The 25110-nt window shown below is 57.3% G+C and carries 25 protein-coding genes; 16 read left to right on the top strand and 9 right to left on the bottom strand.

Annotation, left to right across the window (positions count from 1 at the left end):
• Positions 1–25 precede the first annotated feature (25 nt).
• Positions 26–700, top strand: coding sequence for a cytochrome b/b6 domain-containing protein (locus MWH26_RS01755; RefSeq protein WP_247975799.1), 675 nt, complete (start codon positions 26–28; stop codon positions 698–700).
• A 41-nt stretch (positions 701–741) separates the two neighbouring features.
• Positions 742–1683 carry a multidrug resistance efflux transporter family protein gene (locus tag MWH26_RS01750; RefSeq protein ID WP_247975798.1) on the top strand — a complete coding sequence of 314 codons (942 nt, stop codon included), beginning with the start codon at positions 742–744 and terminating at the stop codon, positions 1681–1683.
• Between the two features lie 9 nt (positions 1684–1692).
• Here the strand turns inward: MWH26_RS01750 and MWH26_RS01745 are convergent, their stop codons facing one another.
• On the bottom strand, positions 1693–2418 hold the full coding sequence (locus tag MWH26_RS01745; RefSeq protein WP_247975797.1) for a DUF1990 domain-containing protein: 726 nt from the start codon (positions 2416–2418) through the stop codon (positions 1693–1695).
• Entirely contained in the window at positions 2411–2980 is a 570-nt protein-coding gene (locus MWH26_RS01740; protein WP_247975796.1) for a peptidylprolyl isomerase, read from the bottom strand. The genes MWH26_RS01745 and MWH26_RS01740 overlap by 8 nt, the downstream gene beginning before the upstream one ends.
• A 125-nt stretch (positions 2981–3105) precedes the next feature.
• Here MWH26_RS01740 and nfi point away from each other — a divergent pair, with 125 nt between their 5' ends.
• The 3 genes from nfi (at position 3106) to MWH26_RS01725 (ending at position 9103) form a co-directional block, all read left to right on the top strand.
• Positions 3106–3792 (top strand): deoxyribonuclease V, encoded by a 687-nt coding sequence (gene nfi / locus MWH26_RS01735; protein WP_247975795.1) that lies wholly within the window; start codon positions 3106–3108, stop codon positions 3790–3792.
• A gap of 481 nt (positions 3793–4273) precedes the next feature.
• Positions 4274–7417, top strand: coding sequence for a SusC/RagA family TonB-linked outer membrane protein (locus MWH26_RS01730; RefSeq protein ID WP_247975794.1), 3144 nt, complete (start codon positions 4274–4276; stop codon positions 7415–7417).
• Between the two features lie 21 nt (positions 7418–7438).
• Positions 7439–9103 carry a RagB/SusD family nutrient uptake outer membrane protein gene (locus MWH26_RS01725; protein WP_247975793.1) on the top strand — a complete coding sequence of 555 codons (1665 nt, stop codon included), beginning with the start codon at positions 7439–7441 and terminating at the stop codon, positions 9101–9103.
• 108 nt (positions 9104–9211) lie between these two features.
• On the opposite strand, the gene MWH26_RS01720 is transcribed toward MWH26_RS01725, so the two are convergent.
• Together MWH26_RS01720 and MWH26_RS01715 are read right to left on the bottom strand one after the other, a co-directional pair.
• Entirely contained in the window at positions 9212–10117 is a 906-nt protein-coding gene (locus MWH26_RS01720) for a glutamate--tRNA ligase family protein (RefSeq protein WP_247975792.1), read from the bottom strand.
• A 33-nt stretch (positions 10118–10150) separates the two neighbouring features.
• Positions 10151–10489 (bottom strand): winged helix-turn-helix transcriptional regulator, encoded by a 339-nt coding sequence (locus tag MWH26_RS01715; RefSeq protein ID WP_247975791.1) that lies wholly within the window; start codon positions 10487–10489, stop codon positions 10151–10153.
• Between the two features lie 157 nt (positions 10490–10646).
• On the opposite strand from MWH26_RS01715, the gene MWH26_RS01710 reads away from it, so the two are divergent.
• The 9 genes from MWH26_RS01710 to MWH26_RS01670 all read left to right on the top strand — a co-directional run bounded on the left by MWH26_RS01710 (position 10647) and on the right by MWH26_RS01670 (position 19125).
• A complete protein-coding gene (locus tag MWH26_RS01710) occupies positions 10647–11360 on the top strand; it encodes a pirin family protein (protein ID WP_247975790.1) in 714 nt (237 codons plus the stop codon).
• Between the two features lie 197 nt (positions 11361–11557).
• Complete coding sequence (locus MWH26_RS01705) at positions 11558–12136, top strand: nitroreductase family protein (protein ID WP_247975789.1); 579 nt, start codon at positions 11558–11560, stop codon at positions 12134–12136.
• 4 nt (positions 12137–12140) lie between these two features.
• The gene (locus tag MWH26_RS01700) at positions 12141–12851 is read left to right on the top strand and encodes a pirin family protein (protein WP_247975788.1); all 711 of its coding nucleotides are present in this window, start codon (positions 12141–12143) and stop codon (positions 12849–12851) included.
• 200 nt (positions 12852–13051) lie between these two features.
• Complete coding sequence (locus MWH26_RS01695) at positions 13052–15499, top strand: alpha/beta hydrolase family protein (protein WP_247975787.1); 2448 nt, start codon at positions 13052–13054, stop codon at positions 15497–15499.
• A 190-nt stretch (positions 15500–15689) separates the two neighbouring features.
• Positions 15690–15983, top strand: a complete 294-nt coding sequence (locus MWH26_RS01690; RefSeq protein ID WP_247975786.1) for a YMGG-like glycine zipper-containing protein — start codon at positions 15690–15692, stop codon at positions 15981–15983.
• A 153-nt stretch (positions 15984–16136) separates the two neighbouring features.
• The gene (locus MWH26_RS01685) at positions 16137–17069 is read left to right on the top strand and encodes a D-2-hydroxyacid dehydrogenase (RefSeq protein WP_247975785.1); all 933 of its coding nucleotides are present in this window, start codon (positions 16137–16139) and stop codon (positions 17067–17069) included.
• Positions 17070–17148: 79 nt separating this feature from the next.
• Positions 17149–17664 carry an LVIVD repeat-containing protein gene (locus MWH26_RS01680; RefSeq protein WP_247975784.1) on the top strand — a complete coding sequence of 172 codons (516 nt, stop codon included), beginning with the start codon at positions 17149–17151 and terminating at the stop codon, positions 17662–17664.
• 19 nt (positions 17665–17683) lie between these two features.
• On the top strand, positions 17684–18448 hold the full coding sequence (locus MWH26_RS01675; protein WP_247975783.1) for an LVIVD repeat-containing protein: 765 nt from the start codon (positions 17684–17686) through the stop codon (positions 18446–18448).
• Positions 18448–19125 (top strand): hypothetical protein, encoded by a 678-nt coding sequence (locus tag MWH26_RS01670; RefSeq protein ID WP_247975782.1) that lies wholly within the window; start codon positions 18448–18450, stop codon positions 19123–19125. The genes MWH26_RS01675 and MWH26_RS01670 overlap by 1 nt, the downstream gene beginning before the upstream one ends.
• A 159-nt stretch (positions 19126–19284) precedes the next feature.
• On the opposite strand, the gene MWH26_RS01665 is transcribed toward MWH26_RS01670, so the two are convergent.
• From MWH26_RS01665 to MWH26_RS01650, 4 genes are all read right to left on the bottom strand, one after another.
• Positions 19285–19425: a hypothetical protein gene (locus tag MWH26_RS01665; protein ID WP_247975781.1), complete on the bottom strand. Its 141-nt coding sequence runs from the start codon at positions 19423–19425 to the stop codon at positions 19285–19287.
• Positions 19426–19526: 101 nt separating this feature from the next.
• On the bottom strand, positions 19527–20297 hold the full coding sequence (locus MWH26_RS01660; protein WP_247975780.1) for a DUF72 domain-containing protein: 771 nt from the start codon (positions 20295–20297) through the stop codon (positions 19527–19529).
• 3 nt (positions 20298–20300) lie between these two features.
• Entirely contained in the window at positions 20301–20798 is a 498-nt protein-coding gene (locus MWH26_RS01655) for a DUF2243 domain-containing protein (RefSeq protein WP_247975779.1), read from the bottom strand.
• Complete coding sequence (locus tag MWH26_RS01650) at positions 20791–21027, bottom strand: hypothetical protein (protein WP_247975778.1); 237 nt, start codon at positions 21025–21027, stop codon at positions 20791–20793. The genes MWH26_RS01655 and MWH26_RS01650 overlap by 8 nt, the downstream gene beginning before the upstream one ends.
• Positions 21028–21350: 323 nt before the next feature.
• Between MWH26_RS01650 and MWH26_RS01645 the strand changes: the two genes are divergently transcribed.
• A complete protein-coding gene (locus tag MWH26_RS01645; protein ID WP_244694841.1) occupies positions 21351–21701 on the top strand; it encodes a hypothetical protein in 351 nt (116 codons plus the stop codon).
• A 316-nt stretch (positions 21702–22017) separates the two neighbouring features.
• Here the strand turns inward: MWH26_RS01645 and MWH26_RS01640 are convergent, their stop codons facing one another.
• Positions 22018–22779, bottom strand: coding sequence for a DUF72 domain-containing protein (locus MWH26_RS01640; RefSeq protein WP_247975777.1), 762 nt, complete (start codon positions 22777–22779; stop codon positions 22018–22020).
• 198 nt (positions 22780–22977) lie between these two features.
• Between MWH26_RS01640 and MWH26_RS01635 the strand changes: the two genes are divergently transcribed.
• On the top strand, positions 22978–25101 hold the full coding sequence (locus MWH26_RS01635; RefSeq protein WP_247975776.1) for a prolyl oligopeptidase family serine peptidase: 2124 nt from the start codon (positions 22978–22980) through the stop codon (positions 25099–25101).
• Positions 25102–25110 lie beyond the last annotated feature (9 nt).

The following is a 25110-nucleotide window of genomic DNA, read 5'->3' as shown; positions in this document are numbered from 1 at the left end:
ACTATCCGCCCTCTTTTACTGCTCCATGACTCCGCAAACCGAACAAGCCCCACTAGCTACGGGCCCGAAACGCAACTCCTTGGGCCTGCGCCTCTGGCATTGGGCCAACACCGCCGTTGTCAGTGGCCTGCTGCTCACCATCCTGTTTCTGTTCGTTATTGTGCAGATGAAGACGGTAGGCTCGGAGTTTCAGAAGGTGCTGGCCGCAGAAGGCGTTACGTTTTCGCGGGAGCAGGTGCGGGGCCTGACGCGCATCGTGTCGCACCGCATCTGGGACTGGCACATTGGGCTAGGTGTGGCCCTTACGGTGTTGCTGGTGCTGCGCATAGTGGTGGAAGTGGTGCAGAAGGGCGGGCAGCGCTTCGGCGTGAAGCTAGCCGTAGCGCGCCGCGTTTTCCAGCAGCGCGGCCCCGAGTTGCAAGACTCTCGCCACTCCCTGCTGGTGAAATATTCCTACCTCGCCTTCTACCTGATGCTGGTCGTGATGGTAGTAACCGGGCTGGTGCTGCTGTACGCCGACGACGTAGAAGTCCTCCACCGGATTGAGCACACCACGGAAGAAGTGCACAACATCACGATGTACCTCGTGCTGGCTTTTACCGCCGGCCACCTAGCGGGAGTTGTTTACGCCGAGCTGACCAAGAACCGGGGCATCGTTTCGGATATGATTCATGGGGGCAGCCCCGCGGAGCAAGCGTAGGGCGCTACCTTGCGGCAGCGGCCGCAAGCCGTTTCTCACGTATGAGTTCCTCGCCTCCCGCTGCTGCCCTCCCCTACCGCGCTATGCTACTGGCAACGCTGGGAGCGGTGCTGTTTTCATCTACCTTCTTGCTTAACCGCCTCATGGCCACTACCGGTGGTCCGTGGGTCTGGACGGCGGTGCTCCGCTACGCTTACACGGCCTTGCTGCTGGTGGGGTGGCTGCTGGTGCGCCGGGAGTGGGGTCCGTTCTGGCTGTTCTGGCGGGGCTCCTGGCGGATATGGGTGCTCTGGGGGAGCGTGGGTATCGGTGTCTTCTACTCCCTCATTGCTGTGGCGGCGCAGTTTAGCCCGGCCTGGCTGATAGCGGGTTCCTTTCAGCTCGTGCTGCTTTCAGGCCTGCTACTTACGCCCGTCATTTACACTGACCACCGGGCTGCACTCAACTTCCCGGCCATGCGGATGGCCGGGCTGGTAGTGATAGGGGTACTCTTGATGCAGGTGCCTAACCTAGTGGAGGGGTTCTCGGGCCGGGCGCTACTGGGCTTTGCGCTGGTGGTGCTGTCTACTGTTCTCTACCCCTTGGCCAACCGCAAGGTGCTGGTGTACTTGGAAACAACGGGCGCCCGGATTTCCGCCGCGCAAATGGTGCTGGGCCTTACCCTGGGTAGCTTGCCCTTCTGGGCGCTCCTGAGCATCTGGGGCAGCCTGAGTGGCCCCGGCCCTACCCCCCAGCAGTGGGGTTATACCTTTGTGGTGGCGCTGCTAGCGGGCGTGCTGGCCACGGGGCTATTTTACTACGCCTTGGCGCTGGTAGGCCACAACGCCACCCACCTTGGAGCCGTGGAAGCAACCCAAACCGTGGAGCTGTTGGCTACTGTAACCCTGGAAGTCACCTTGCTTGGGGCCCCATTGCCGCCAGTTATCAGTTGGGTTGGAATGGGCCTGGTGGTAGTAGGCATTGTGCTGTACAGCCGCCTGTAGCCGCTCGGGTTACCCTCCGGCCTTGCGAAGCTGCTCCTGGGCGCTGGGCTGACTAGATACGGACTGCACCGGCGGGCCAGCCTGCGCGGCTGGGGCCCGCCAGCCCTTGCGCAGCATTTCCGTCACCTGCGCCTGCATCCGCTTCAACGACTCCGTGGAGAACTTGCGCTGCAGCCGTCGCCCAAACAGCTTGAATCCCAACCAGTAAAACGGGTTACTAATGCGGCCCGTTTGGGAAAACGCGTGGATGTGAAACCGGACCCGGCCCGTGGTGAGGTTTTTATGAATGGTAAAGTCGATTTGGCCCCGCTCAAAATGTCCTTCTAAGGTGCGGTAATTATAGCCCCACACGTGTTCCTGCTGCCCGTCTGGGAGCGTACGCACCTCGTCGGTCACGCCCCCGATGCGCACCCCAAACCAGAAAGTGAACAGCAGAAACCGCCCCCGCAACACCATCACGCGCTGCTCCAGGGGCTGGTCGGGCAGGAAAATGCCGGTAATCAGGTCGGGCGGCGGAAAGGTATAGTTGCGCAGTACTTCCCGGGCGGCGGCCCAAGAACCGTGCGCATCGGGTGGGCCGGGCGCCTCCAAGGGTAGCTCCGTTTCGTAGTCATCCACGCGCCAACCATTCTCGGGGGTGTACTCGGCCGTGCGCGTTAAGTCAAAGTTGTAGTTCGCCTGGGTGTAGGCCGCCAGCCGAGTTTTCTGCAGCTCATGCGGCGGTAGCTTAGGCATCGTGGCTGACGTGGGTTCCGGCACTACCCTGCTTGATGGTTTCAACCTGCACCGGCACCAGCTGCAGGCCGCCGCTGTGCTCGGCTACGCGCTGGCAAAATGTTTCCCAGGTCTGCTGCTGCACTTTCCGCCCAATGCCCAGCGTGTCGTAGGTCAGGGCTACCAGCCCGTCGCGGGAGCGGGCCCGGGAGTGAATCTCAAACCGCAGCGTGTCGGGTAGCCCTTCGTGGGGTCGCAACGAAAAGCAGATTTTACCGGCTTCCGGGTGGTTTTCCAGGGTAGTCAACTCAAAATAATCCGAGCCAATTTCCGTCACGCGTACCTCTCCGTTCCAGGGGCCCAGAATCTTGATCCGGAATTCGTCGCCTACTTGCAGATTACCAGCCGCGCCCTGCTTTTTCTCGAAATCGGCCAGCAAATCGGGTGAGTATTCGGGTAGGTGGTACTTGATGTGTTGCAGCAACTCGGTCGCCGGTTGGCGCGGGTGCTGCACATCAACCCAGTAGCGACGCTCGAAAAACGGGCCGCTGCCAGTGTGGGCAGGTTGCTCAGCTTTAGACATAATAGGGAAGAATAGTTGGTAAACTAACGTACCGAGCCCACGCGGGTTGTAGCCCCTCACCGGCCAGCCTACAACCCCACCAGCACTGGGCTAGTACAAGTAATCTTCACCTTGCCCTTCTCCTGATGGCCTATTACCGCCCGCCCGGCCCACCCGCCGACCCCATTATCGTCCGCGACCTTACGCGCCAGCAGGATGAGCTGCGCACCCAGGTTCGCCTGCAACCGCTCCCCCAAGAGCCCCAGCTCATTGCCGGCTGCGACTCCTCTTTCCCCACGCCGGAAACTGTATTATCTGTTTTTGTGGTGTTGCGGTTTCCTACCCTGGAAATTGTAGAGAAAGTGTACCACACTAGCCCGGTTACGTTGCCTTACATTCCGGGCTTGCTGGCTTTCCGGGAAGCTCCTAACCTGTTACTAGCCTACGACAAGCTCCAACGGAAGCCCGACGTAATTATGGTAGATGGTCATGGCATTGCGCATCCGCGCCGCGTGGGCATAGCTGCCCACTTAGGTGTGCTGCTCGATGTTCCCACGTTTGGAGTAGCCAAACAGCGGCTCACTGGCACTTACCAAGAACCTGCTCTGACGAAGGGTAGCATCACCCCCCTCACCGAGAAAGGTGGGGAGCTACTAGGGGAAGTAATTCGTTCCAAGGACAAGGTGAATCCGCTCTTCGTGAGCCCTGGCCACCGCTGCGACCAAGCCACCTCTACCCGCCTCACGCTGGCCTGCCTGCGCGGCTATAAACTCCCGGAGCCCACCCGCCTAGCCGACCATTGGGCGGAGGAGTTTAAAAAGGAGTTGCGGTAGTGCTGTAGAGAATAACCAACAGCTACACTTGTATGCAGGAAAGTTTATGTGTTTCATAGTTTTCAACCGCTCACAGTTCATAGTTACGCCTTGGACTGAAGCTGTAACTCGATTACTACTGCTGAACCAAATGAGCTACTAAGGTTTTTGTGCTAGTAACTGTTTTGCGTGATTCAATATGTACAATTTTTTAAAACACTAATTTTATAACTATTCTAATTATACACTATTTAGCATGATTTTAAAATCACAGACCATCCATGTTTGAATTAGTTATAACATGTCGTTCGCGCATTTTCTTTGCTTCAAAAGAAATTGTCAAAGAACGATTCATATTTATAACTATTTTAATAATCACCCTAAATTATATAAAGTAAGATTGGGTTGGATGCATAAATATTAACAATAGCACCCTATTTTTATCGACACATAGACGCAATGTTTACTTCATTGCAATAGTCACTCAAACACTCCACTTTCAATGAGAAAATCATTACTCATGGGTATCCCTCTGGCTGCACTGGTTGTTGTGCAGGGGGTAGCTCAAACCCGGAGCCTATCTGGTCGAGTTACAGACCGCTCTACTGGCGAAGGTCTGCCGGGAGTAACAGTTTTAGTTAAAGGCACCACAAATGGTGTTTCTACTAACTCTGATGGTACGTATACACTTACGGTACCCGCGGATGGTGGCACACTAGTTTTCTCCTCCGTTGGTTACGTCCCCCTGGAACGGGCCATTGGATCTGACAACTCCCTAAACATTGGTCTGGCCTCTGACACGAAAGCTCTGAGCGAGGTAGTAGTTACGGGCTATGGCACGCAGGAGCGCCGTGATTTAACGGGCTCTATCACCACAGTACAAGGTGAGGCTATTGCCAACTTGGCTACCCCCAGCTTTGCTCAGCAGTTGGCGGGGCGCTCAGCCGGTGTTAACGTACAGACTCCTTCGGGCTTGCTTGGGCAACAGCCTCGCATCCAAATTCGAGGAACCAACTCTATTTCCTCGGGTTCATATCCGCTGGTTGTTGTGGATGGTCAGCCGATTTTCACGGGTAATACTAGCGCCTTTGCTAACGGCTCAAACCCTTTGGCTGATATTAACCCTTCGGATATTGAATCTTATGAGGTTCTGAAGGACGGCTCAGCTACTGCAATTTATGGCTCGCGTGCTGCCAACGGGGTAATCCTGATTACTACTAAGCGCGGCCGTGAAGGCAAAGCGGTAGTTACCTACGATACCTACTTGGGTGTTGCTAGAACACTGAAGCGTTACGACGTACTCGGTGCCCAGGATTTCATCACTATCAGTAACGAGAAGGACCGTAATGCTGGTGGTGCTGGAACTATTGCAGCCCCTTTATTTGAGAATGGTAATTTGGTAGAAACGGATTGGCAAGACGAAATCTTTCGCACGGGCTTCCAACAAAACCACGTAGTCTCAGTATCAGGCGCTTCGGCAAAGACTAACTACTACTTTTCGGGCGGTTTTACCGATCAAAAAGGAGTAATTAAGAGCAACGAATTACAGCGTCTGAGCTTCCGCTCTAACATTGATACGGAGGTAAAGAAGTGGCTGCGTGTGGGCCTTAGCTTAGGTCTAACTCGTACTCGTACTTTCGGCTTGAACACAAGCGTAAATGGTCTTTCTGGCAACGTAGCCGGGGCCTTGGCTCTTTTCCCGAACGTGCCAGCCCGCAATCCTGATGGTACCGCTTATGTGAATGCCGCGGGTATTATCGGCCAGGGTAACAATACTTCCGGTATTGCTTTTAACTACCCAAACATTATTTTCCCGCTGGAGAATAACATATACCGCTCCGTCAGTTACCGCATTCTGGGTAGTGGCTACTTGGAAGTGGAGCCCGTGAAGAACGTACGGTTGCGCACCACGCTGAGCACCGACTCTCAGTTGCAGGATGACTTCCAGTACCTAGATCCGCGCCAAGGCGACGGGCGGGGCGTTAATGGCTCAGTATATCAACTGTTCGGTCCTAGCATCCGCTGGAACTGGGTTAATACGGCCACTTACAGCAATGTCATCGGCGAAAACCACAAAATCAATGCGGTAGTAGGTGCTGAATATCAAAAGACCACTACCTCTTATTTCTCTGCCAACGGTACGGGTATTTCAGACCGTACGTTGGGTGAAAATGGCATCATTAGCTCTACGCTGGCTACTCCTAGCCTTGGTGGTGATTTCCAGGAGAATGGACTGCAGTCGTACTTCGGCCGTTTAAACTACTCACTCAAAGATCGGTATCTGTTAAGCTTTACGCTCCGTTCAGACGCCTTGTCTTCCCTACCGGCTGCCAACCGCCGAGGCTTGTTCCCAGGCGGTTCTATCGGCTGGCGTATTTCGGAGGAACCCTTTTTCAAAGGCCTAGGCCTGTCGAGCACACTGACGGATTTCAAACTGCGGGCGTCGTATGCCCGGGTAGGTAACGTTGACATCGGCAACTTCCCTTACGTAGGCGCTTACTCGCCGGCACAGTACGCCTCGCAAGCTGGTATTGCCTACGGTCGTTTCGGCAATGATCAGTTGAAATGGGAGACGTCAAAGAAAACCGACTTCGGTGTTGACTTAGGTTTCTTTGGTGGACGGGTGAACTTCACCGTTGACTACTACAAGAATAACGTTGACGACCTGATTCTAGGCGTGCGGACGCCATTGTCGATTGGGGTACCCAACAACCGCTACAGCGATAACATCGGCTCCCTGTATAACAGAGGTTTAGAGTTTACCCTAACGACGGAAAATATTCGCAAGGATAATTTTAGCTGGACAACCAACTTTAACTTGTCCACTAATAAAAATGAAATCACGGCCCTCAATAATAACGAGGATATCATTGAGACTTACAACATTACGCGCGTAGGCGAATCAATCGGCGCTCTATTCGGTTTCGAATATGTTGGGGTAAACCAAGCCAACGGTAACCCAATCTACCGCAAAGCTGATGGGGCAACGCTAGTGCAAGGTAGCACGGCCGCTTCGGGTGCCACCCAAGGTCGCTATTACCTCTATGATGCAGCTAATCCGGGTGCCGCCCTCGTGGCGGCTAATGAGAGAACACTGACAGTTGCAGATAAGAAAATTCTGGGGCAGACCAACCCAAAAATATTTGGGGGATTCGGTAACACCGTATCGTACATGGGTTTTGACCTGGACGTGTTCTTCCGCTACAATTTTGGTAACAAAATCATGAACGTAACGCGTCAGCAATTGCTGCGCACCGACTTCTTAAACAATGGTACCGAGATCTTAGGCCGTTGGCAGTCGCCAGAAAACCCAGGTGATGGACAGACGCCGCGCATTGCGTCCGGCACCAGCGCTTTCGTAAATCAAGACAACAACGCTTCGACGCGTTTTGTGGAAAGCGGTGACTTTGTTCGTCTGCAAAATATCACGTTGGGCTACAGCATTCCTACCCGTTTTATTACCCCCATTAACCTGAGCCGAGTACGCATCTTCGTACAAGCCCAGAACGTGGCCACCTTTACTAAGTACAAAGGAGTAGATCCAGAGGTGAACACCAACTTCACCACCAACACTCAAATTGGTGTTGACTATAACAGTAACCCCCAACAGCGAGTGTTCACGGGCGGTATAAACGTTGCCTTCTAATTCCTCGCTTTCGCTGCAACCATGAAAAATTTTCTAACTGTGTTTGCTCCTAACCGTCAGCGCGTACTAGCGTTGGCCTTTCTTTCTACTCTAGGTTTCAGTTCGTGTGAGGTTACAGACTTACAACCTCAAAACCAGCTGTCTGAAGCCGCTGTTTACAATGACCCTGCCCGCATTGCATTAGCTGTAGCTGGGGTATATAACGCTGCTCAGTCGGGTTTTTACGATCCGCTAAACGGTAGTGGACTGGCCGTACGGGGCTATCCTTTTGGGGCCGCTACTAACGCATTAGATGATGCCCGCGGAGAGGACGTTTCGGATATGGCAGGTTTCTTTGGTCTGGTATTTCAGAATCAGATTACTCCTTCTAGCCCGAACGTTGTGAATATGTGGTCGAACTGTTATGCAGTAATCAACCAAGCCAACGTAACGCTCGAAGGAGTACGTCAAGCCGCCGCTGCTGGAGTTATTACTGCAGCGGTAGCTCAAGTGTATGAAGGAGAGTTGCGTTTCTTACGAGCCCTCTCGCACCACGAGTTGGTCATCCATTTTTCACGGCCTTATACTGACAACAACGGATCTAAACCGGGCGTGCCCTACCGCGATGTAGCAGCCAACACCATTGCTGGCGTAAATGCCGGTCGTGAAGTAGGCCGGGGTACAGTGGCCGATGTTTATACCAAGATGTTGGCTGACCTAGATTTTGCAGAAAACAGCCTACCCGCTACTCGCTCCATCACTGGAGCAACGGCTCCATCCGTAACACGTGCTACTAAAGGCGCGGTTATTGCCCTTAAGCAGCGTCTGCGTCTACACCAAGCCAATTGGACTGCTGCTGCTGCCGAAGGCAACAAGCTAATTTCGGGCACTACAGCTCCTTTTACCAGCCCAATTGGTAGTTATGCATTGGCCGCGACTCAAAGGGCTGCTTTCCCAGGTCTAACTGGTGTAACAGCCGAAAATATATTCTCCGTCGAAAACAGTAACAATGACAACCCGGGGGTGAATGGCGCGTTAGCAAACGTTTATGGCTCGTCGGCCAGCCCTGCAAACGGAGGTATCAACGGTCGGGCACTACTGGCAGTAAGCCCCAATCTGTACAACGCTCCTTTCTTCACCTGCGGCGACCTACGCCGTACGGTGATGATGCAGCAAGACGGAGTCCGTCCGGCCTACGTGCTCCGCAAGTACACTGACGCAGCCACTAGCTCTGACTTTGCGCCCATCATCCGTTACGCTGAGGTGCTGTTGAATCAAGCTGAGGCTATTGCTCGCGCTGGTACTAACGATGCACTAGCCTTGCAACTGCTCAATGCCGTTCGTAACCGTTCGGTTACCACTGCTGCTGACCAGTATGCTGCTGGCTCGCTCACTGGTGCTGCGTTGGTGCGTGCTATCCTCAACGAGCGCCGCATTGAGTTCGTGGGTGAAGGCAAGCGCTGGGGAGACATTTCCCGCCTGTCGCCAGATCCTGCTTACAGCCCGGGAGGCATCCCTGCTAAATTTAGCGGCTTGGTTTCAGGTCAGGTAACCCTGGCTCGTTATGCCTGCAACAATACTACTGTTCTAGCAACGCCCTCGGTAACCGCTGTACCATATAGTAGCAGTCTGTTCCTGTGGCCCATCCCGGCTATTGAAGTGGCTAACAACCCAACACTAGCTAGCCAGCAGAACCCTGGTTACTAACCCTTAAGAGTACAATTGCAAAAAAGCCTGACTGACTCCAGTCAGGCTTTTTTTATTAACCCAACTATCCAATCACCAACGCATTACTGCTGATAAGGTATTGTAGAGTTAAAGTTGTAACTCATGTAACATAGAAAGCAATGACTCCCCAGCTGCTGCGGGTAGAGCCAGTAACTGCGCTACTGCCTGGTATACTACTTGCGGAGTTCCTACTTCCTCCATCACTCCGCGCTGCTCTCCGGCTTGGGTTGATTTAGATAATTTCTGACCGGCTGCGTTCAGGACTAGGCCGTGGTGGACAAACTGAGTTGCCGCGAAGCTTTCTTGCCCAGGCAGATATTGCGTTAGCCAGAGTTGGGCCGCGGTGCTAGGCAGCAGGTCTAGCCCTCGGATGATAAGCGTAGTACCCAGGCGCACATCGTCCACGACGGAGGCGACCTGGTAGGCGGCCGCGCCATCCTTTTTGCGCACCACAAAGTCGCCCAGGCTTTCGTCCAGCCGGAGTGACACTGGGCCTTGTAGCCCATCGGGGAAGTGGACGGGGGTAGGCGTGGGTACGTGGGCCCGCCAAGCCGTGTTGGGCCTTGTAAGGGGTAGTGGCTGATGCTGGCAGGTGCCAGGGTAGCGGCCGTCGGGTAAGGCCAGGCGGGCGAGTTCGGAGCGGGAGCAGCGGCAGGCGTAGAACACGGCGGGGTGGGCCTGTTGAGCGGCCTGCAACACGGCCTCGTAGTCGGCCAGAAAATGACGCTGTGAGAAATACCGCTCGAAGTCATCGGGGCCCGTGGGGCCGTGGTCATAGTAGAGGCCCAGCCACTCCAGAGTACGGAAGATATTGTCGAGATAGGCGGGCCGGAACCGGGCCCGGTCTAGATCATCAATGCGGAGGTGCAGGGTGCCGCCGGCCTGGCGGGTGAGCAGCCAGGTCAGGGTGAAGTTGATGGCGTTGCCCAGGTGCAGAAACCCGCTAGGGGTAGGCGCCAACCGCGAAACAACTGGAAAATTAGGCAGGTGCATGGGCGAGAATCAAGAAAGCAACACCCTACCCTGCTAGGCAGCCCGCAGCACGGCCTTGTTCTGTTCGCCCCAGGTCCGGATGGCCTCGATGACGGGGTGCAGGCTTCGTCCGCAGTCGGTGAGGGAGTATTCTACGGTGGGTGGCACGGTGGCGTAGGGCTGACGCCGTACAATGCCGTGGGCCTCCAGCAGCTTCAGCTCCTTCACCAGCATGCGGGCCGTAATGCCGGCGACGTCGCGCTCCAACTCCTTGAAACGCAACACCTCGTGCTGAAGCAAACTGTCGATGATGGCAAACTTCCATTTGCCCTCCAGCACATCCAGCGTCTGGCGGAATGCGCACTGCGGAAATTCTTTTGCGCGAGTAGCCATGGTATCTGCTTGATTTTCAGCAAAGGTTACAATAAGGATATTAATATACAGGTGTGTGCCTACTTGCAAAAGTATAGTAAGAGGTGAATCTTTGACACACAATCCATGTATGTACATATGATTGTGCGTTTCGATTCACTTTACTCCTTTACTTACCATGCAGACCTTGCTTCATACGGCCGCCTCCCGGGGCCACGCTAGCCACGGCTGGCTTACTTCCTACCACACATTCAGCTTTGCGGGGTACCAGAACCCGGAGCGGGTGCATTTTGGGGTGCTGCGCGTGCTCAATGATGACACCGTGGCGGGCGGCATGGGCTTCGGCACCCATCCCCACGACAACATGGAAATCATTAGTATTCCTCTGTCTGGCACGCTGGAGCACAAGGACAGCGCCGGCAACCACGGCATTATCCGGAGCGGCGACGTGCAGGTGATGAGCGCCGGCACGGGCATTGCCCACAGCGAGAAAAACCACAGCCGGCAGGAGGAAGTGAAGTTTCTGCAGATTTGGGTGTTCCCGAACAAGCGCAACGTTACCCCGCGCTACGACCAGCAGACCTTCCGGGTCGAGGACCGCCACAACCGCTTCCAGCAAGTGTTGTCGCCGAACCCCGACGACGCAGGCGTGTGGATTCACCAAGACGCCTGGTTTCACTTGGCTGATTTCGATGCGGGTTTTGCCGCTGCGTATCAAGTGAAAAAGCCCGGTAACGGCGTGTACGTGTTCGTGCTGGAAGGCGACGCCACGGTAGGCGGGCAGGCCTTGCACCGCCGCGACGGATTCGGCATCTGGGACACGGATTCTTTCACAGTACAGGCTGACTCTACTACCCGTCTGCTGCTGATGGAAGTACCCATGACGCTGTAAAGCCACGCAGAGGCCTGCATCATTCCGGCGGGCCGGCGCGTAGGCTTCACCAACAAAACAGCGGCGTCTGCCGACTCCCCGTTGGGGGTCGGCGTGCTCGTTCTACATTCACTGCTACACACCTGTTTTTGCCTACTTCCCGCTCTTTGTTTTGCCTCGGCCTAAACAATGGCGGGAAGTACGGTTTACTAGCTACCATGAAACACGCCCCCACTACTTTCCCCGTGCAGGAAACCATCCGCAAACGCTGGAGCCCGCGGGCCTTTGCCAGCTACCCCGTGGCCCCGGAAACGCTTCAGCAGGTGTTTGAAGCCGCCTCTTGGGCCGCCAGCGCCATGAACGAGCAGCCCTGGCGCTACATCTACGCCCATCACGCCAATCAGGAGACCTTCCAGAAGATGGTGGACTGCCTGCTGCCGGGCAACCAGCCCTGGGCCCAACATGCGCCCGTCCTGATTCTGGCTCTGGCCAAAACTCACTACGACAACGGCAACCCCAACGGCGCCGCCCTCCACGACCTGGGCCTGGCCAACGCCAACCTTATTCTGGAGGCTACTGCCCTGGGCCTGCACGGCCACTTCATGGGCGGCTTTGACGCGGCCAAAACTCGGGAGGCCTTTCAGCTTCCGGAGAGTTTGCAGCCCGTGACGTTCATTGCCCTAGGCTACATGGGAGCGGCCGAGCAGTTGGAGGAGCCCTTTTTGAGCCGGGAAAAAGCCCCGCGCCAGCGCAAGTCGCTCAGTGAAATTGTGTTCCACGAAAGCCTACCCGCCTAACGTTATGCCCTTTCGCCTCACCCGAGCCGCCGACCGCGGCCTGAAAGACATTGGATGGCTGCAAAGCCATTTTTCCTTGAGCTTCGGCCCCTACGCCAACCCCGAGCGTGCTGGCTTCGGGCTGCTGCGAGTATTCAACGATGACTTTGTGCAGCCTGGCAACGGCTTCGGGCTGCATGCTCACGCCAATATGGAAATCATTTCCGTGATGCTGGCCGGGCGCATGAACCACAAAGACTCGTTGGGTTACTCCGAGGAGGTAGGCCCCGACTCGGTGCAGATTATGAGCGCCGGCAGCGGCCTGCGCCACGAGGAGCACAACATTGGCGAGGACCAAGTGAATTTTCTGCAGATCTGGATTGAGCCCAAGCTTCAGAACGTGACGCCCCGCTACCAGCGCCGCTCCTTCCCCCGCGAAAAACGTCGTAACCAGCTCACTACCATTGTCAGCAACGAGGAAGGCACCGCCCACTGCTGGATTAACCAGAACGCCCGGCTCAGCCTAGGGTTTTACGACGCTGGACAGCACCTGGAGTACCGCCTGAACCCGGTGAATAAGTGCGTGTTTGTATTCGTAATGGAAGGCCAGCTCACCGTAAATGGACAGACCATAGCCGCACGGGAAAGCATTGGGCTGTGGGAAACTGACTTGGTGGCTATTAAAGTGGAAGCCGCTAGTCACTTTGTCCTGATTGAAGCGCCCATCAATCACTAAGCCTTTAGAAGCCAGCGCATTCCCTAAAAATGCGCACTGCACGAACAAAGCCTCTGCCCTTGGGTGGGGGCTTTCTTGTTTGCGGCCGAATAAGAAAGCTCGGCGCTACGTGGTAATGAGGCAAGGAGTTGTACATCCTTTAGAAAATCTGCCGGATTGTACCGTCCTTTGTAGTAATTTTCTGTTGCTTACCTCTTTCTATGAAAATATTTCGACTCACCCTGGCCTTGTGCGTGAGCACACTGAGCCTGGCTACGGCGCAAGACTTGCCGTACCAAACGCCCCCCAGGGCCATTGCCGCGTTGGCCGATGCTGCCCCTACCCCGCGGGTTAGCTTTGCCTCCAACGGGCAGTGGATGCTGCTAATGGATGTGCGCGACATGCCGTCTATTGCCGAGCTAAGCCAGCCGGAACTGCGTCTAGCGGGCTTGCGCATCAACCCGCGCACCAACGGCCCCAGCCGGGCGGCCTACGTTTCTTCCCTGCGCTTGCGCAAGCTACCCGATGGCAAGGAACTGCTGGTTACGGGCCTGCCCGCCAACGCCCGCATCAGCGACGTGCAATGGTCGCCGGACAACACCAAAATTGCCTTCACCCACACCACCAGCAACCACGTGGAGCTGTGGATTGCGGATGTAGCTTCGGCCTCGGCCCGGCTGGTGCCCAATCTGTTTTTGAACAGCGTTTTCGGCACCCCGTTCGAGTGGGTTTCTGACAACAAAACCATCATTGCCCGCGCGGTGGTAGGCGGCCGGGGGGAGGCTCCCAGCGCCACTGAAGTACCCAAAGGCCCGGCTATTCAGCAGAACATCGGCCGCACTGCCGCCGCCCGCACCTACCAGGATTTACTGAAAAGCCCGACCGACGAGCGGTTGTTTGATTACTTTGCCCTGTCTCAGGTAGTAAAGGTGGGCCTTGATGGCCGCATGGCGCCGCTGGGTCAGCCCGGCATGATTCAGCAGGCCGTGCCTTCCCCGAATGGCCGCTACGTGCTAGTGCGCACCCGCCACCGTCCTTACTCCTACACCCTGCCCGTAAGCAGCTTCCCGCAGCGGGTGGAAGTACTGAATTTAGAAGGGCTGGTAGTAAAGGAGCTAGCCGAGCTGCCCTTGGCCGATAACGTGCCTACCAGCTTTGACGCCGTGCCTACCGGGCGCCGTCAGTTTGGCTGGCGCGAGGATGCCCCCAATACCGTGTTCTGGGTGGAAGCTCAGGATGGCGGCAACCCCAAAACCGAAGCTCCGGTACGTGACAAGCTTTTCGCCCTGCTGGCCCCCTTCGACGGGCAGCCCCAGGAGTTAGCGGCCCTGCCCCTGCGCTTCCGCAACATTCACTGGGGTACCGACAAGCTGGCCCTGGTAGAAGGCTACCGGTGGGCTGACCGCAAGGAAACCACCTGGACCCTGGACTTGGCCACCAAAACCTCGCTCACGCCCCTGTTCGAGCGTTCTTCCCAGGACACCTACACCGACCCAGGCACCCCGTACTTGCACCGCAACAGCCAGGGCCGTCAGGTACTGACTACCGATGGAGCCGGCGACGTGGTGTACTTCATTGGGGCGGGTGCCTCACCCGAGGGCGACCGGCCGTTTATCGACGAGCTAAACGTGCGAACGAAGAAGAGCGCCCGGTGGTGGCGTTCTGAGGCGCCTTATTACGAGATGCCCGTCACGATTTTGGACCCCGGCAAGCGCACGTTTGTAACCCGGCGGGAGTCAGCTCAGGAGTCACCGAACTACTTCCTGCGCGACGCCCCAAGCCTGAAGCTTACCCCGCTTACCAAATTCCCGAATCCCTACGCTAGCCTCGGCAACTTGCAGAAGCAAGTGCTGAAGTACAAGCGCGCCGACGGGGTAGAGCTGACGGCCAACCTCTACCTGCCCCCGAACTACAAGAAGGAAGACGGCCCGCTGCCGACCCTGATGGAGGCCTATCCGGTAGAGTTCAAGGACAAGAAGGACGCCAGCCAGGTAAAAGGCTCGCCCTACACTTTTGCCCGTTTGAACTGGGGCTCGCCGGTGTACTGGGTAACCCAGGGCTACGCCGTGCTGCAAGGCACTAGCATTCCAATCGTGGGCGAAGGCACGAAGGAGCCCAATGACACCTATGTGGAGCAGCTCACGGCTTCGGCTAAGGCGGCCATCGACGAAGGGCAGCGCCTGGGTGTGGTGGACCCCAAGCGGGTGGCCGTAATGGGCCACAGCTACGGAGCGTTCATGACGGCCAATTTGCTGGCTCACACCAACTTGTTTAAGGCGGGTATTGCCCGGAGCGGCGCTTATAACCGCACCCTGACGCCCTTCGGGTTCCAGGGCGAGGAGCGGACTTACTGGCAGGCCCCGGAGGTGTACAACACTATGTCGCCTTTCAACTTTGCTGACAAGATCAAAACCCCTATTCTGCTGATTCACGGGGAGGCGGACAACAACTCCGGCACCTTCCCCATTCAGAGTGAGCGGTTCTATAACGCCCTGAAGGGCCACGGCGCTACCGTGCGCTACGTGGTGCTACCTGCCGAGTCGCACGGCTACGCGGCCCGCGAGTCCATCATGCACATGCTGTGGGAGATGAATATCTGGCTTGACACCTACGTGAAGAAAGCCAGCACCACGCCCGCCGCGGAAAATACCAAGGCCGACGTTCGGTAAGCGCTGCTTTTCGTCGCGTACACTACCCCCGGACCGTCGGTTCGGGGGTATTTTTTTACGGTTACTGCATATAGCTTTTTATATACTATACAATACCTAATTGTGTAAAATTTCATCCAGTATGAAACCCGGGTTTTAGTGCTTCGTTATAAAGCTAAAATTCATCCATTCAGGATTTATCATACTGACCATGAAAACGTTCAAGCTATATGCGGCCATGCTTTCGGCCCTTTTCGTGATGGAAAGCACTGTGGTAACGTCAACTGCCGAGGCGCAGACCACTCCCAGAAAAACCTGGAGCAAAAAAGCTAAGGGTGCCGCCATTGGCGGTGGCGCCGGAGCTGTAACCGGAGCCGTAATCGGCGGCGGCAAAGGTGCCGTACTAGGCGGCGTGGCCGGAGCAGCGGCCGGCGGCATTATCGGTCGTAAGAAAGACAAGAAAAAAGACCCCGTTCGCTACGACCAATACTCGCGTAGAGACTAATGACAATGTTGCTGTAGCAACCTTACAAAGTCCCGAATCACCCGATTCGGGGCTTTTTTGTGGGCAGGCCAGCCGCCTACGCTGGCACCGTACCAATCAGCTACCAGCCCCTCCGCGTGCAACCCCCGAGCGGAGTTAGCGAGTATGGCTACTATGCACGTATTCGTTTATTCTGACCTGAACCCCGAAGCGCAAGCTCGCCTGCTGGCGCAACTGCCCCCAGATGTTACCGTTTCCTTCCGCTCTGAACTGGCCGCCTCGGCCCAACAGGAAGAATTGCAGGCGGCGGACGTACTGCTAGGCAACCCACCGGCCGCATGGCTGACGCCCGCACCATCCCGGCTCCGGTTCTGGCAGATTGATTCGGCCGGAATTGAGCGGTATCAACAGCTGCAGCTTAGCTGCCCGGTTGCTAACATGGGCGACTTTTTCGCCTGGCCCTGCGCCGAAACAATGGTAGCGGGCCTATTAGGGCTGCTGCGCTACGTGCCCGAGCTGGCAGTATTACAGGACCAGAAACAGTGGATAGGTGGCCCCTTGCGCCCGAAGCTAGGGTTACTCCGCGGCAAGCGCGTCCTCATTCTGGGTAGCGGCGCCATTGGGCAAGCCGTGGCTCAACAACTCACAGGTTTCGGGTGCGCCGTGCAGTTTCTGGCTCGCACCGATCCGCAGGCCCACCTGCATTCCAAGGAAGAACTGCGCGCTGCTTTGCCCACTACCGACATAGTGGTGAATTGCTTGCCGGGTAGTGCCGAGGGGTTTTTCTCCGCTGACCTGATTGCTACCATGCCCCCGGAGGCCCTCTACGCCAGCGTAGGCCGCGGCAACACCACCGATGAGCCCGCCCTAATTGCCGCCCTGCGAGCGGGCCGGCTCGGGGGTGCTGTGCTGGATGTAACGGCCCAAGAACCGCTGCCTACCAACAATCCCCTTTGGGATTTGCCGCGCGTGCTGCTCACGCAGCATAGTGGCGGCGGTCAGCCCGGCGAAGATGAGGGTAAAGTGGACGTGTTCCTACGCAACCTTGACCACCTACGCCAGCAGCAGCCCCTAGAGAATCAGGTGGATTTGCGGCGGGGCTATTGAAGTTGCTATTCTTGCGTTGCAGTGCAACCATTTCGCGGGTGGGAATACTCTTGCCGTTACCCACTCTTTACTGTTTGCTATGCGCCAACTGTACTCCCTCCTAGTAGGCGGCACGTTTCTGCTGAGTCTTACGGCCTGCCCCATGGTGGAGCCGATTGACCGGGTGCCGCTCCCCTCCTATAAGCCCCTGCTGATGGCCCGAACTCAGCTGGAGCAAGCCGTGGCCGTGCTGCCGCCCCAGGAAATGCACAATACCGGCAAAATCTATCTGCGCGACCCGTACATCCTTATTAATGAGCAGTATCAGGGAGTGCACATTATCGACAACCACGACCCCAGCCGTCCTCAGCCGGTAGCCTTTTTGCGTATTCCGGGTAACGTGGACGTGGCCATGAAAGGCAATTTGCTGTACGCCGACAGCGGCCCGGACCTGCTCACCTTCGACCTTGCCAACGTGCGAGCTGCCCGCTTGCTCCACCGCGTGCGCGAGGCCGTGCCGGAGCTACCCATGCCCGAAACCGCCCAGGTACCCGCTGAATACCAGGTAAAAAACCGTCCCGCCGATGCCGTAGTCGTCGGCTGGCAGAAGCTATAATCCTATTTTCTCTGCCACTATGCGTCTACTTTCTACTCTTATATCTACTGCCCTGGCCGGCATTTTCGGCTTAGCGTTGAGCGGATGCTCGGCGCAGAACGACGCCAGCCCCACTAGCGCCGACGGGGGCGACGGCAAAGGTGGGTCCCTGGCCCGCTTTACCGTGCTCAACAACACGCTCTACGTCGTCGACAACCAGAGCCTGCGTCTCTTCGACCTGACCACGCCCACTACCCCGGTCCGCAGCACGGTAGTGCCTCTGGGTTTTGGCATTGAAACCATCTACCCGCGCGCGCCCTACCTATTTCTGGGCACCCAGCGGGGCATGTACATCTTCGATGCCAGCCAGCCGGCCCAGCCCCAGCAGCTCGCTTTCTACCAGCACGTTATCAGCTGCGACCCAGTGGTAGTGGACGACCGGTATGCTTACGTAACCTTGCGCGACGGCCGCACCTGCGGGGGTGGCCCCAACCAGCTCCAGGTTATCGACCTGAACAACCTACGCGCCCCACGTCTGGCCCAGTCCTACCCCATGACGCACCCGTTGGGATTGGGCGTGGATAGTACGTTGCTATTCGTGTGCGATAAAGACCAACTGAAAGTGTTCAGCACCCGCACGGCGCCGGTGCTACCGTCCCCGCAAACGTTTAACGTCAGCGTGTCCGACGTTATTCCGCACCGTGGGCTGCTGCTAGCCATTGGGCCCGGCGGGCTGTACCAATACCGCTACAGCGGCAGCACGCTCACCCGTCTGAGCCACCTACCCATTATCCCGACCAACTAATGCGCGGCTTGCTTATGTGGGGAGTACTGGGTGCGGGGCTGCTGCGCCTGAGCACTATGGCAGCGGCCCAGTCGGGGGCACCGGGCCAGCCGGCGCGGCTGCACAGCGTAAAGTTAGGCATGACTCCTGTGGCAGCCGGAGGGTTTCATATTAGTGGGGAGAAAATGTGGGGGCCTACCTCCCGCAACGCGTGGGTAGTTACACCCCAACTCTATTACGGTCCCGTTTCCGACTTCACTTCCGACCTGAGTGAGGGACCACAGGACCGGGTGCGTGGCTACGGCCTGGAGGTGCAGCACCGCATCTACCTGGGTGAGCAAACCGCTGGGGTCGAGGGCTTTTACGTAGCCTACGGCCCGAGTTACCAGCATTTTCGTTTGGCGTTCGAGAGTCGCAGTTGGGCGCCGGAACTGGCAGCCAACGGCCTCACCTACTACGAGTACCGTTTGCGCCCCCAAACTGAGGTAATTGACCGGTACGGGATATGCGCCGTGGTGGGCACCCAAGCATTTTTGCCCCGCACACCTCTTTTTATTGACGCTTTCATTGGCATAGGGCTGCGCAAGGCATCCTCCCGCTCTACCGTAAACGGGCCCCGTTACGCGAGTGGCATGAGCGACTATGGCCATGAGGGAAGCTACATTCCGCTGGGTTTCCGGATTGGCGCCGCCTGGTAACGCGCGCCGTGCTGTAGTCCGTGCTCCGACCAGGTACGACAGGAAACGGGCTCCGCAGCTTTCGCGTAACGGCAGGAACAGCAACGCTGCGCCGGTTTCTAGCCGGGCGGTGCGTTACGCTACCGGGAACCCGCTCCTGGGTTCGTTTTGTGGTAAAGACTAGTGACCGGGGATGATGCCCGTCAGGCGCATTACCCAACCCAGCAGATAGACGCCTATGATTACCAGCACGTAGGCCCACCAGGGCATGTGCGTCAGGCGGTAGCCCATGCCCATGTATCGTCTTGGTCTTGTTTCCATGGTGTATCTGGTTAAGTGCGTGCCTGTTAAGATATATTTTTCACCAGACAAATCCTACCCCAACCACCTTATTATAACCTACCTAAAGCTACTGCTACCCGCTACTCGTTAGCTGCCCCGACTACTCCCTGCATCTGGCGGGCGTTGCCGATGGCGGAGGCGTCGATGTCGTTGTTGAAGTAGAGGTAGGCTTCCCTTACTTGTCCGGCGGCCTGAATCTGGCCCAGCACCCGGCGCAGAAATTCCTCCGGATACGGCGACTTATACAGCTCTGGCACGCCATGGAAGCGGTAGTACACCACTTCCGTGTTGGTTACTACCTCGTCGGGTAGGGCCGGGTGGCTTTGGCCTACAAAGGCAATGCGCCGCCGGGCCAGCTCCTGGTACACGTGGCCCAGCCACCAGCTAGGGTGCCGAAACTCCACTACGTTGCGGAAGCTCGGGTCGAGGCTTTCCACGATGCGCGCCAGCCGCTCCTCCGAGTACGTGAGGCGCGGGGGCAATTGAAAGAGCACAGGCCCCAGCTTTTCGCGCAGACCCTCCTGTACCGTACCATAGAAGTCGGCGAGCAGTTGGGCGCAGTCGTGGAACTGCTTGTAGTGGGTAATTAGGCGGGGCGCCTTCACCGAAAACCGGAAGTCTGCGGGGCTTTGCTGGTACCAGCTTTCTAGGGCTGAAAGTTGAGGAAACCGGTAAAAGGTCACGTTCAGCTCCAGGGTGCGGAAGTGCTGGTGGTAAAACTCGAACCAGCGGCGCTGGGGTAGCTTTTCGGGGTAGAATACGCCTTTCCAGTGCTTGTAGTGAAAACCCGAGCAGCCAATGTGGTAGGTGGTTGAAGGTGGCGCAGCAGCGCCTGAAGAAAGCATCGGCATACCTTAAGCCTGGTAAGCGGTGCGCGGCCTAACATCCCGGCGGCCCGCCCGAATGAAGCCCCAGCCCGCCAGCAGCAGCAAGGCCCCAAAAGCCAGGAAAGCCATATCCCAGGGCAGCTTCTCATCGGTGTACTCATACACGTGATGGAGCCCGAGCAGGGTGTGGTCAATCAGGCCTTCCACCACATTGAACAGGCCCCACCCCAGCAGCAGCCCACCCACCAACGTGCGCCCCGACCATGCTACATCCAGGCGCCGGCTGGCGGCCCACAGCACCCGCAGCCCGATGGCCGTGAGCACCCACACCGCCGCGTGAAATACCCCGTCCCAGTACATGTTTACTTTAGCGGCTACCAAGGTGTTGGGCGGCAATTGGTTGGAGAGCATGTTGTGCCACTGCAGAATTTGGTGCAGCACAATGCCATCCACGAAGCCACCCAGCCCAGCCCCCATCAGCAGGCCGGCGGCAATTAGAGGGGTACGGTGTAGGGGCTCAGTCATGGGCGGAGGGAGAAGTTAGGCGAGCTTTGAGGGTCGGAGCGTAGAACAAGCCCAACCCTACGAGGAGCACTACCGCCACGGGCAGCAGCAACAGGAGTAGGTTGGCGGTGTACTCGGCGTTGTGAATCCCGGCGTGCACCCGGGGGCGGCACACCTGGCAGGCCCAGGCCGCCGGGCCCGTCAGCAGAAGTAAACTGGCAAGCCAGGTAGCAACTACCCGTTTCATCATGGCCGAACAGATACGTAAGGGTACCTGAAGCGTACGTAGCACCCGGGCCGGAAAGTTATGTCGAGCTAGCCGCGCCCGGTGCCTACCCATACCGGAGGGCGCCAAACTGCCGCTGCTTACGTAGCGCGAAGCCAGATCGACGGTTCCCCAAGTTCGCCTATCTAACCCATTGATTAACAACAGATGAGCTTAACAGTACTGCCGTGGGTTTTTCCGCTCCTAACGCAACTGCGCCTGCCGGGCAGCGTACCACTAACGGGCCCGACGCTGGAATTAACGGACTGGTCTGTCGGCCATATTCCCACCACCTAATCCTTACGAGCATGTCTAAGCAATCTGGAAAACGCAGCCAGCACGACCCCAACTCCGGGGCCAACGCCAACGACAAAATCAGCAACCAGTCTTCGGAACAGGCCCAGCACCTAGGCTCCACCGATCAGGACCGGTCGGTGCGCAGTGGCTTGCCGGGCCAGGCCAGCCAGCCCCACGTAGCCGTGGGTAACCGACCTGAGTCCTTTGAAAACCAAATAGCCGGCGACATGAATAGTGGTACTGGCATGACGGCTCCTACTGAGAAAGGCAACCGGGCCGGCATGAAGAGCGGCGAAGGCCAAACCGGTGAAACTGCTATGAACACGTCCTCTGGCAAGAATCCCACCGCAGGAAACGACTAAGCTGCGCCTCTCGACGCCGCTACCCGCCGTGCCTTCTATACGCCAGCAGAAAATATCCTACTACCAGGGTATAGAAGGCACGACGGGTGACCTACCGCTAGACGGCAACCGCACTTTTCTACCTGTCATCCTGCGCAGCGCGAAGGACCTTATCATGTTTGAACGAGCCCGTTATTACGAAACTTGTCCAGGCATGATAAGGTCCTTCGCGCTGCGCAGGATGACGTGTTTTTGGGGTACAGGTGGGCTTCTTCAGTTCCGGCTGAAATAACGCGCTAGAAAGTATGTCGGGGCGTTTTAGGGTAGCAAACGCCCGTCAATTTGCGCACGTGGCCTGTTCCTGGGTGCTCTGCTTGAACAGCTGCTGCATCTGCTGGGCATTCAGGGCTCCTACCCCACCGATGCCGTTGTTGAAGTAGAGGTACACTTCCTGCGCTTCCGGGGCCGCGGCAATTTCGTGGGCTACCCGCGTCAGAAACTCCGGGCTGTACGCCGACTTATACAGATCCGGCACGCCGTGAAAGCGGTAGTACACCCGCGGCGTGTTGATGATTACCTCATCGGGCAGGGGTAGCGGGTGGCTTTGGCCCACAAAGCTGATGCCGTGACGGGCCAGCCGCCGAAATACTTCCCCATCCCACCAGCTTGGGTGCCGAAACTCGATGACATTGTGAAACTCCGGGTCGAGCTGCTCGATAATGCGGGTTAAGTACTCCTCGGTGTAGGCGGCTTTGGGTGGCAGCTGAAACAGTACTGGGCCCAGCTTCTGGCCCAGTCCTTCCCGGATAGTTGCGTAAAACTCGGCCAGAATAGGCTCCGCTTCCGGCCCGAACTTCTTGTAGTGCGTTACCTGCCGGGGCGCTTTCACGGCAAACTGGAAGTCCTCCGGGCTCTGCTGGTACCATTGTTCAAAGGCCTTGAGTTCGGGCATTCGGTAGAAGGTCACGTTCAGCTCCAGGGTGTTGAACTGGGTGCAGTAGTAGGTAAACCACTTGCGCGGGGGTAGGTCGGTGGGGTAGAACACGCCTTTCCAGTCGCGGTACGAAAAGCCGGAGCAGCCGATATATATGGTGGGCATATAGCAAAAGGAAAGGCGTGCGGCTAAAGTAGCCGGCCCTGGGCCTACGCAGGGCACCTGGCTTGGGGTTCTGGGGAAGCGGCTTTCCGCTAGAAGCAACGGCTGGTGTAGCGCAGACTGGACGCAGCTTTCTTATCTTGCCTGTGACAGTTCACTTACCCCGAAGCACATCTTCTTTCTGCACCCTACTTCCTCACGATGAAAAGACTGTTTCCTTCCCTGGCGGTTCTGCTGGTAGGCTCCCAAGCCGCCGCCCAAGCGCCCATCAAAACCCAGCCCTACCCCCAAACCCGGAAGGTAGATACCGTTACCACCTACTTCGGCACCAAGGTAGCCGACCCTTACCGCTGGCTGGAAAACGACCAGGCCCCCGACACCAAGGCCTGGGTGCAGGAGGAAAACAAGGTGACCCAGGGCTACCTCGCCCAGATTCCTTACCGGGAGGCCATCCGGAAGCGGTTGGAAACTCTGTGGAACTACGAGAAGTACGGCGCCCCCTACAAGGAAGGCAAGTACACCTACTTCAGCAAAAACACGGGCCTGCAAAGTCAGTCGGTGCTGTACCGGCAGGTGGGCAACGGGGCGCCGGAAGTGTTCCTCGACCCGAATAAGTTTTCCAAGGACGGCACTACCTCGCTGGCGGGCATCAACTTCACCAAGGACGGCTCACTGGCCGCCTACCAGATTTCGGAAGGCGGCTCCGACTGGCGCAAGGTCATCGTACTGAAAACCGCTGACAAGAGCATCGTGGGTGATACGCTCAAGGACGTGAAGTTCTCGGGCCTGGCCTGGAAAGGCAACGACGGCTTCTACTACAGCTCCTATGACAAGCCCACCGCGGGCAGCCAGCTAGCCGGCAAAACCCAGATTCACAAGCTCTACTACCACAAGCTGGGCACCAAGCAAAACACCGATAAGCTGGTGTTCGGGGGCGAGAAAACACCGCGCCGCTACATCGGCGCTTCCCTGACCGAGGACGAGCGTTTCCTGGTTATCAGTGGGGCGAATACCACCACCGGCAATGAGCTGTACATCCAAGACCTGAGCAAGCCGGGCAGCCCCATTGTGCAGGTAGTGGACAACGAGAAAAGCAATGTGGACGTGGTGGACAACGTGGGCAGCAAGCTCTACATCTTCACCAACCTGAATGCGCCCAACAACCGGGTAGTAACCGTGGACGCGGCCAACCCCAAGCCCGCCAACTGGAAAAACCTGATTCCGGAAACCCAGAACGTGCTGAACGTCAGCACCGGCGGTGGCAAAATCTTCGCCAACTACCTCAAGGACGCTACCTCTCTTATTGAGCAGTACGATATGAACGGCAAGAAGGAGCGGGCTATTACGCTGCCTTCGGTGGGCACGGCTGGTGGCTTCGGTACCAAAAAAGAGGAAAAGGAAACCTACTACACCTTCACCTCCTACATCTACCCGCCCACCATCTTCGAGTACGACATTGCCACCGGCAAATCCACCGTCTACAAGAAGGCCGGCGTGCAGTTCGACCCCAGCAAGTTCGAGTCGAAGCAGGTGTTTTACACCTCCAAGGATGGCACCAAAGTGCCGATGATTATCACCTACAAGAAAGGCTTGGTGATGAACGGCAAGAACCCGACCCTGCTCTACGCCTACGGGGGCTTTAACTCCAGCGTCACGCCCGGCTTCAGCACCAGCAACATCATTCTGCTGGAGAATGGCGGTATCTATGCCGTGCCCAACATCCGGGGCGGCGGCGAGTACGGCGAGAAGTGGCACCTGGCCGGCACCAAGCTGCAGAAGCAGAACGTGTTCGATGACTTTATTGCCGCCGCCGAGTACCTGACCAAGAACAACTACACCTCTAAGGACTACCTGGCTATTTCGGGCGCTTCGAACGGCGGTTTGCTGGTGGGCGCTACCATGGCTCAGCGCCCCGAGCTGTTCAAGGTAGCCTTCCCGGCCGTGGGCGTGATGGACATGCTGCGCTACAACCAGTTTACGGCCGGCGCCGGCTGGGCCTACGACTACGGCACGGCCCAGGACTCCAAGGAAATGTTTGAGTACCTCTACAAATACTCGCCCTACCACGCCCTGAAGCCCGCCGCCTACCCCGCCACCATGGTAACTACCGCCGACCACGACGACCGGGTAGTGCCGGCCCACTCCTTCAAGTTTGCTTCCAAGCTGCAGGAAAGCCAGCAAGGCCCCGCTCCGGTGCTCATCCGCATCGAGACGAAAGCCGGCCACGGCGCCGGCCGCTCCACGGCCCAGGTTATCAGTGAGCAGACCGACAAGTGGGCCTTCTTGTTCCAGAACATGGGCGTCCCCTATCAGGCTGTAAACTAGCCTACCTCT

Origin of the sequence: Hymenobacter sublimis, from assembly GCF_023101345.1 — a bacterium.
Lineage (GTDB): Bacteria > Bacteroidota > Bacteroidia > Cytophagales > Hymenobacteraceae > Hymenobacter > Hymenobacter sublimis.
This window is presented reverse-complemented; position numbering and strand designations above follow the sequence as displayed.

Coding starts and splice junctions, on each gene's coding strand:
- MWH26_RS01755 (WP_247975799.1), top strand. CDS start 26: ATGACTCCGCAAACCGAACAAGCCCCACTAGCTACGGGCCCGAAACGC.
- MWH26_RS01750 (WP_247975798.1), top strand. CDS start 742: ATGAGTTCCTCGCCTCCCGCTGCTGCCCTCCCCTACCGCGCTATGCTA.
- MWH26_RS01745 (WP_247975797.1), bottom strand. CDS start 2,418: ATGCCTAAGCTACCGCCGCATGAGCTGCAGAAAACTCGGCTGGCGGCC.
- MWH26_RS01740 (WP_247975796.1), bottom strand. CDS start 2,980: ATGTCTAAAGCTGAGCAACCTGCCCACACTGGCAGCGGCCCGTTTTTC.
- nfi (WP_247975795.1), top strand. CDS start 3,106: ATGGCCTATTACCGCCCGCCCGGCCCACCCGCCGACCCCATTATCGTC.
- MWH26_RS01730 (WP_247975794.1), top strand. CDS start 4,274: ATGAGAAAATCATTACTCATGGGTATCCCTCTGGCTGCACTGGTTGTT.
- MWH26_RS01725 (WP_247975793.1), top strand. CDS start 7,439: ATGAAAAATTTTCTAACTGTGTTTGCTCCTAACCGTCAGCGCGTACTA.
- MWH26_RS01720 (WP_247975792.1), bottom strand. CDS start 10,117: ATGCACCTGCCTAATTTTCCAGTTGTTTCGCGGTTGGCGCCTACCCCT.
- MWH26_RS01715 (WP_247975791.1), bottom strand. CDS start 10,489: ATGGCTACTCGCGCAAAAGAATTTCCGCAGTGCGCATTCCGCCAGACG.
- MWH26_RS01710 (WP_247975790.1), top strand. CDS start 10,647: ATGCAGACCTTGCTTCATACGGCCGCCTCCCGGGGCCACGCTAGCCAC.
- MWH26_RS01705 (WP_247975789.1), top strand. CDS start 11,558: ATGAAACACGCCCCCACTACTTTCCCCGTGCAGGAAACCATCCGCAAA.
- MWH26_RS01700 (WP_247975788.1), top strand. CDS start 12,141: ATGCCCTTTCGCCTCACCCGAGCCGCCGACCGCGGCCTGAAAGACATT.
- MWH26_RS01695 (WP_247975787.1), top strand. CDS start 13,052: ATGAAAATATTTCGACTCACCCTGGCCTTGTGCGTGAGCACACTGAGC.
- MWH26_RS01690 (WP_247975786.1), top strand. CDS start 15,690: ATGAAAACGTTCAAGCTATATGCGGCCATGCTTTCGGCCCTTTTCGTG.
- MWH26_RS01685 (WP_247975785.1), top strand. CDS start 16,137: ATGCACGTATTCGTTTATTCTGACCTGAACCCCGAAGCGCAAGCTCGC.
- MWH26_RS01680 (WP_247975784.1), top strand. CDS start 17,149: ATGCGCCAACTGTACTCCCTCCTAGTAGGCGGCACGTTTCTGCTGAGT.
- MWH26_RS01675 (WP_247975783.1), top strand. CDS start 17,684: ATGCGTCTACTTTCTACTCTTATATCTACTGCCCTGGCCGGCATTTTC.
- MWH26_RS01670 (WP_247975782.1), top strand. CDS start 18,448: ATGCGCGGCTTGCTTATGTGGGGAGTACTGGGTGCGGGGCTGCTGCGC.
- MWH26_RS01665 (WP_247975781.1), bottom strand. CDS start 19,425: ATGGAAACAAGACCAAGACGATACATGGGCATGGGCTACCGCCTGACG.
- MWH26_RS01660 (WP_247975780.1), bottom strand. CDS start 20,297: ATGCCGATGCTTTCTTCAGGCGCTGCTGCGCCACCTTCAACCACCTAC.
- MWH26_RS01655 (WP_247975779.1), bottom strand. CDS start 20,798: ATGACTGAGCCCCTACACCGTACCCCTCTAATTGCCGCCGGCCTGCTG.
- MWH26_RS01650 (WP_247975778.1), bottom strand. CDS start 21,027: ATGATGAAACGGGTAGTTGCTACCTGGCTTGCCAGTTTACTTCTGCTG.
- MWH26_RS01645 (WP_244694841.1), top strand. CDS start 21,351: ATGTCTAAGCAATCTGGAAAACGCAGCCAGCACGACCCCAACTCCGGG.
- MWH26_RS01640 (WP_247975777.1), bottom strand. CDS start 22,779: ATGCCCACCATATATATCGGCTGCTCCGGCTTTTCGTACCGCGACTGG.
- MWH26_RS01635 (WP_247975776.1), top strand. CDS start 22,978: ATGAAAAGACTGTTTCCTTCCCTGGCGGTTCTGCTGGTAGGCTCCCAA.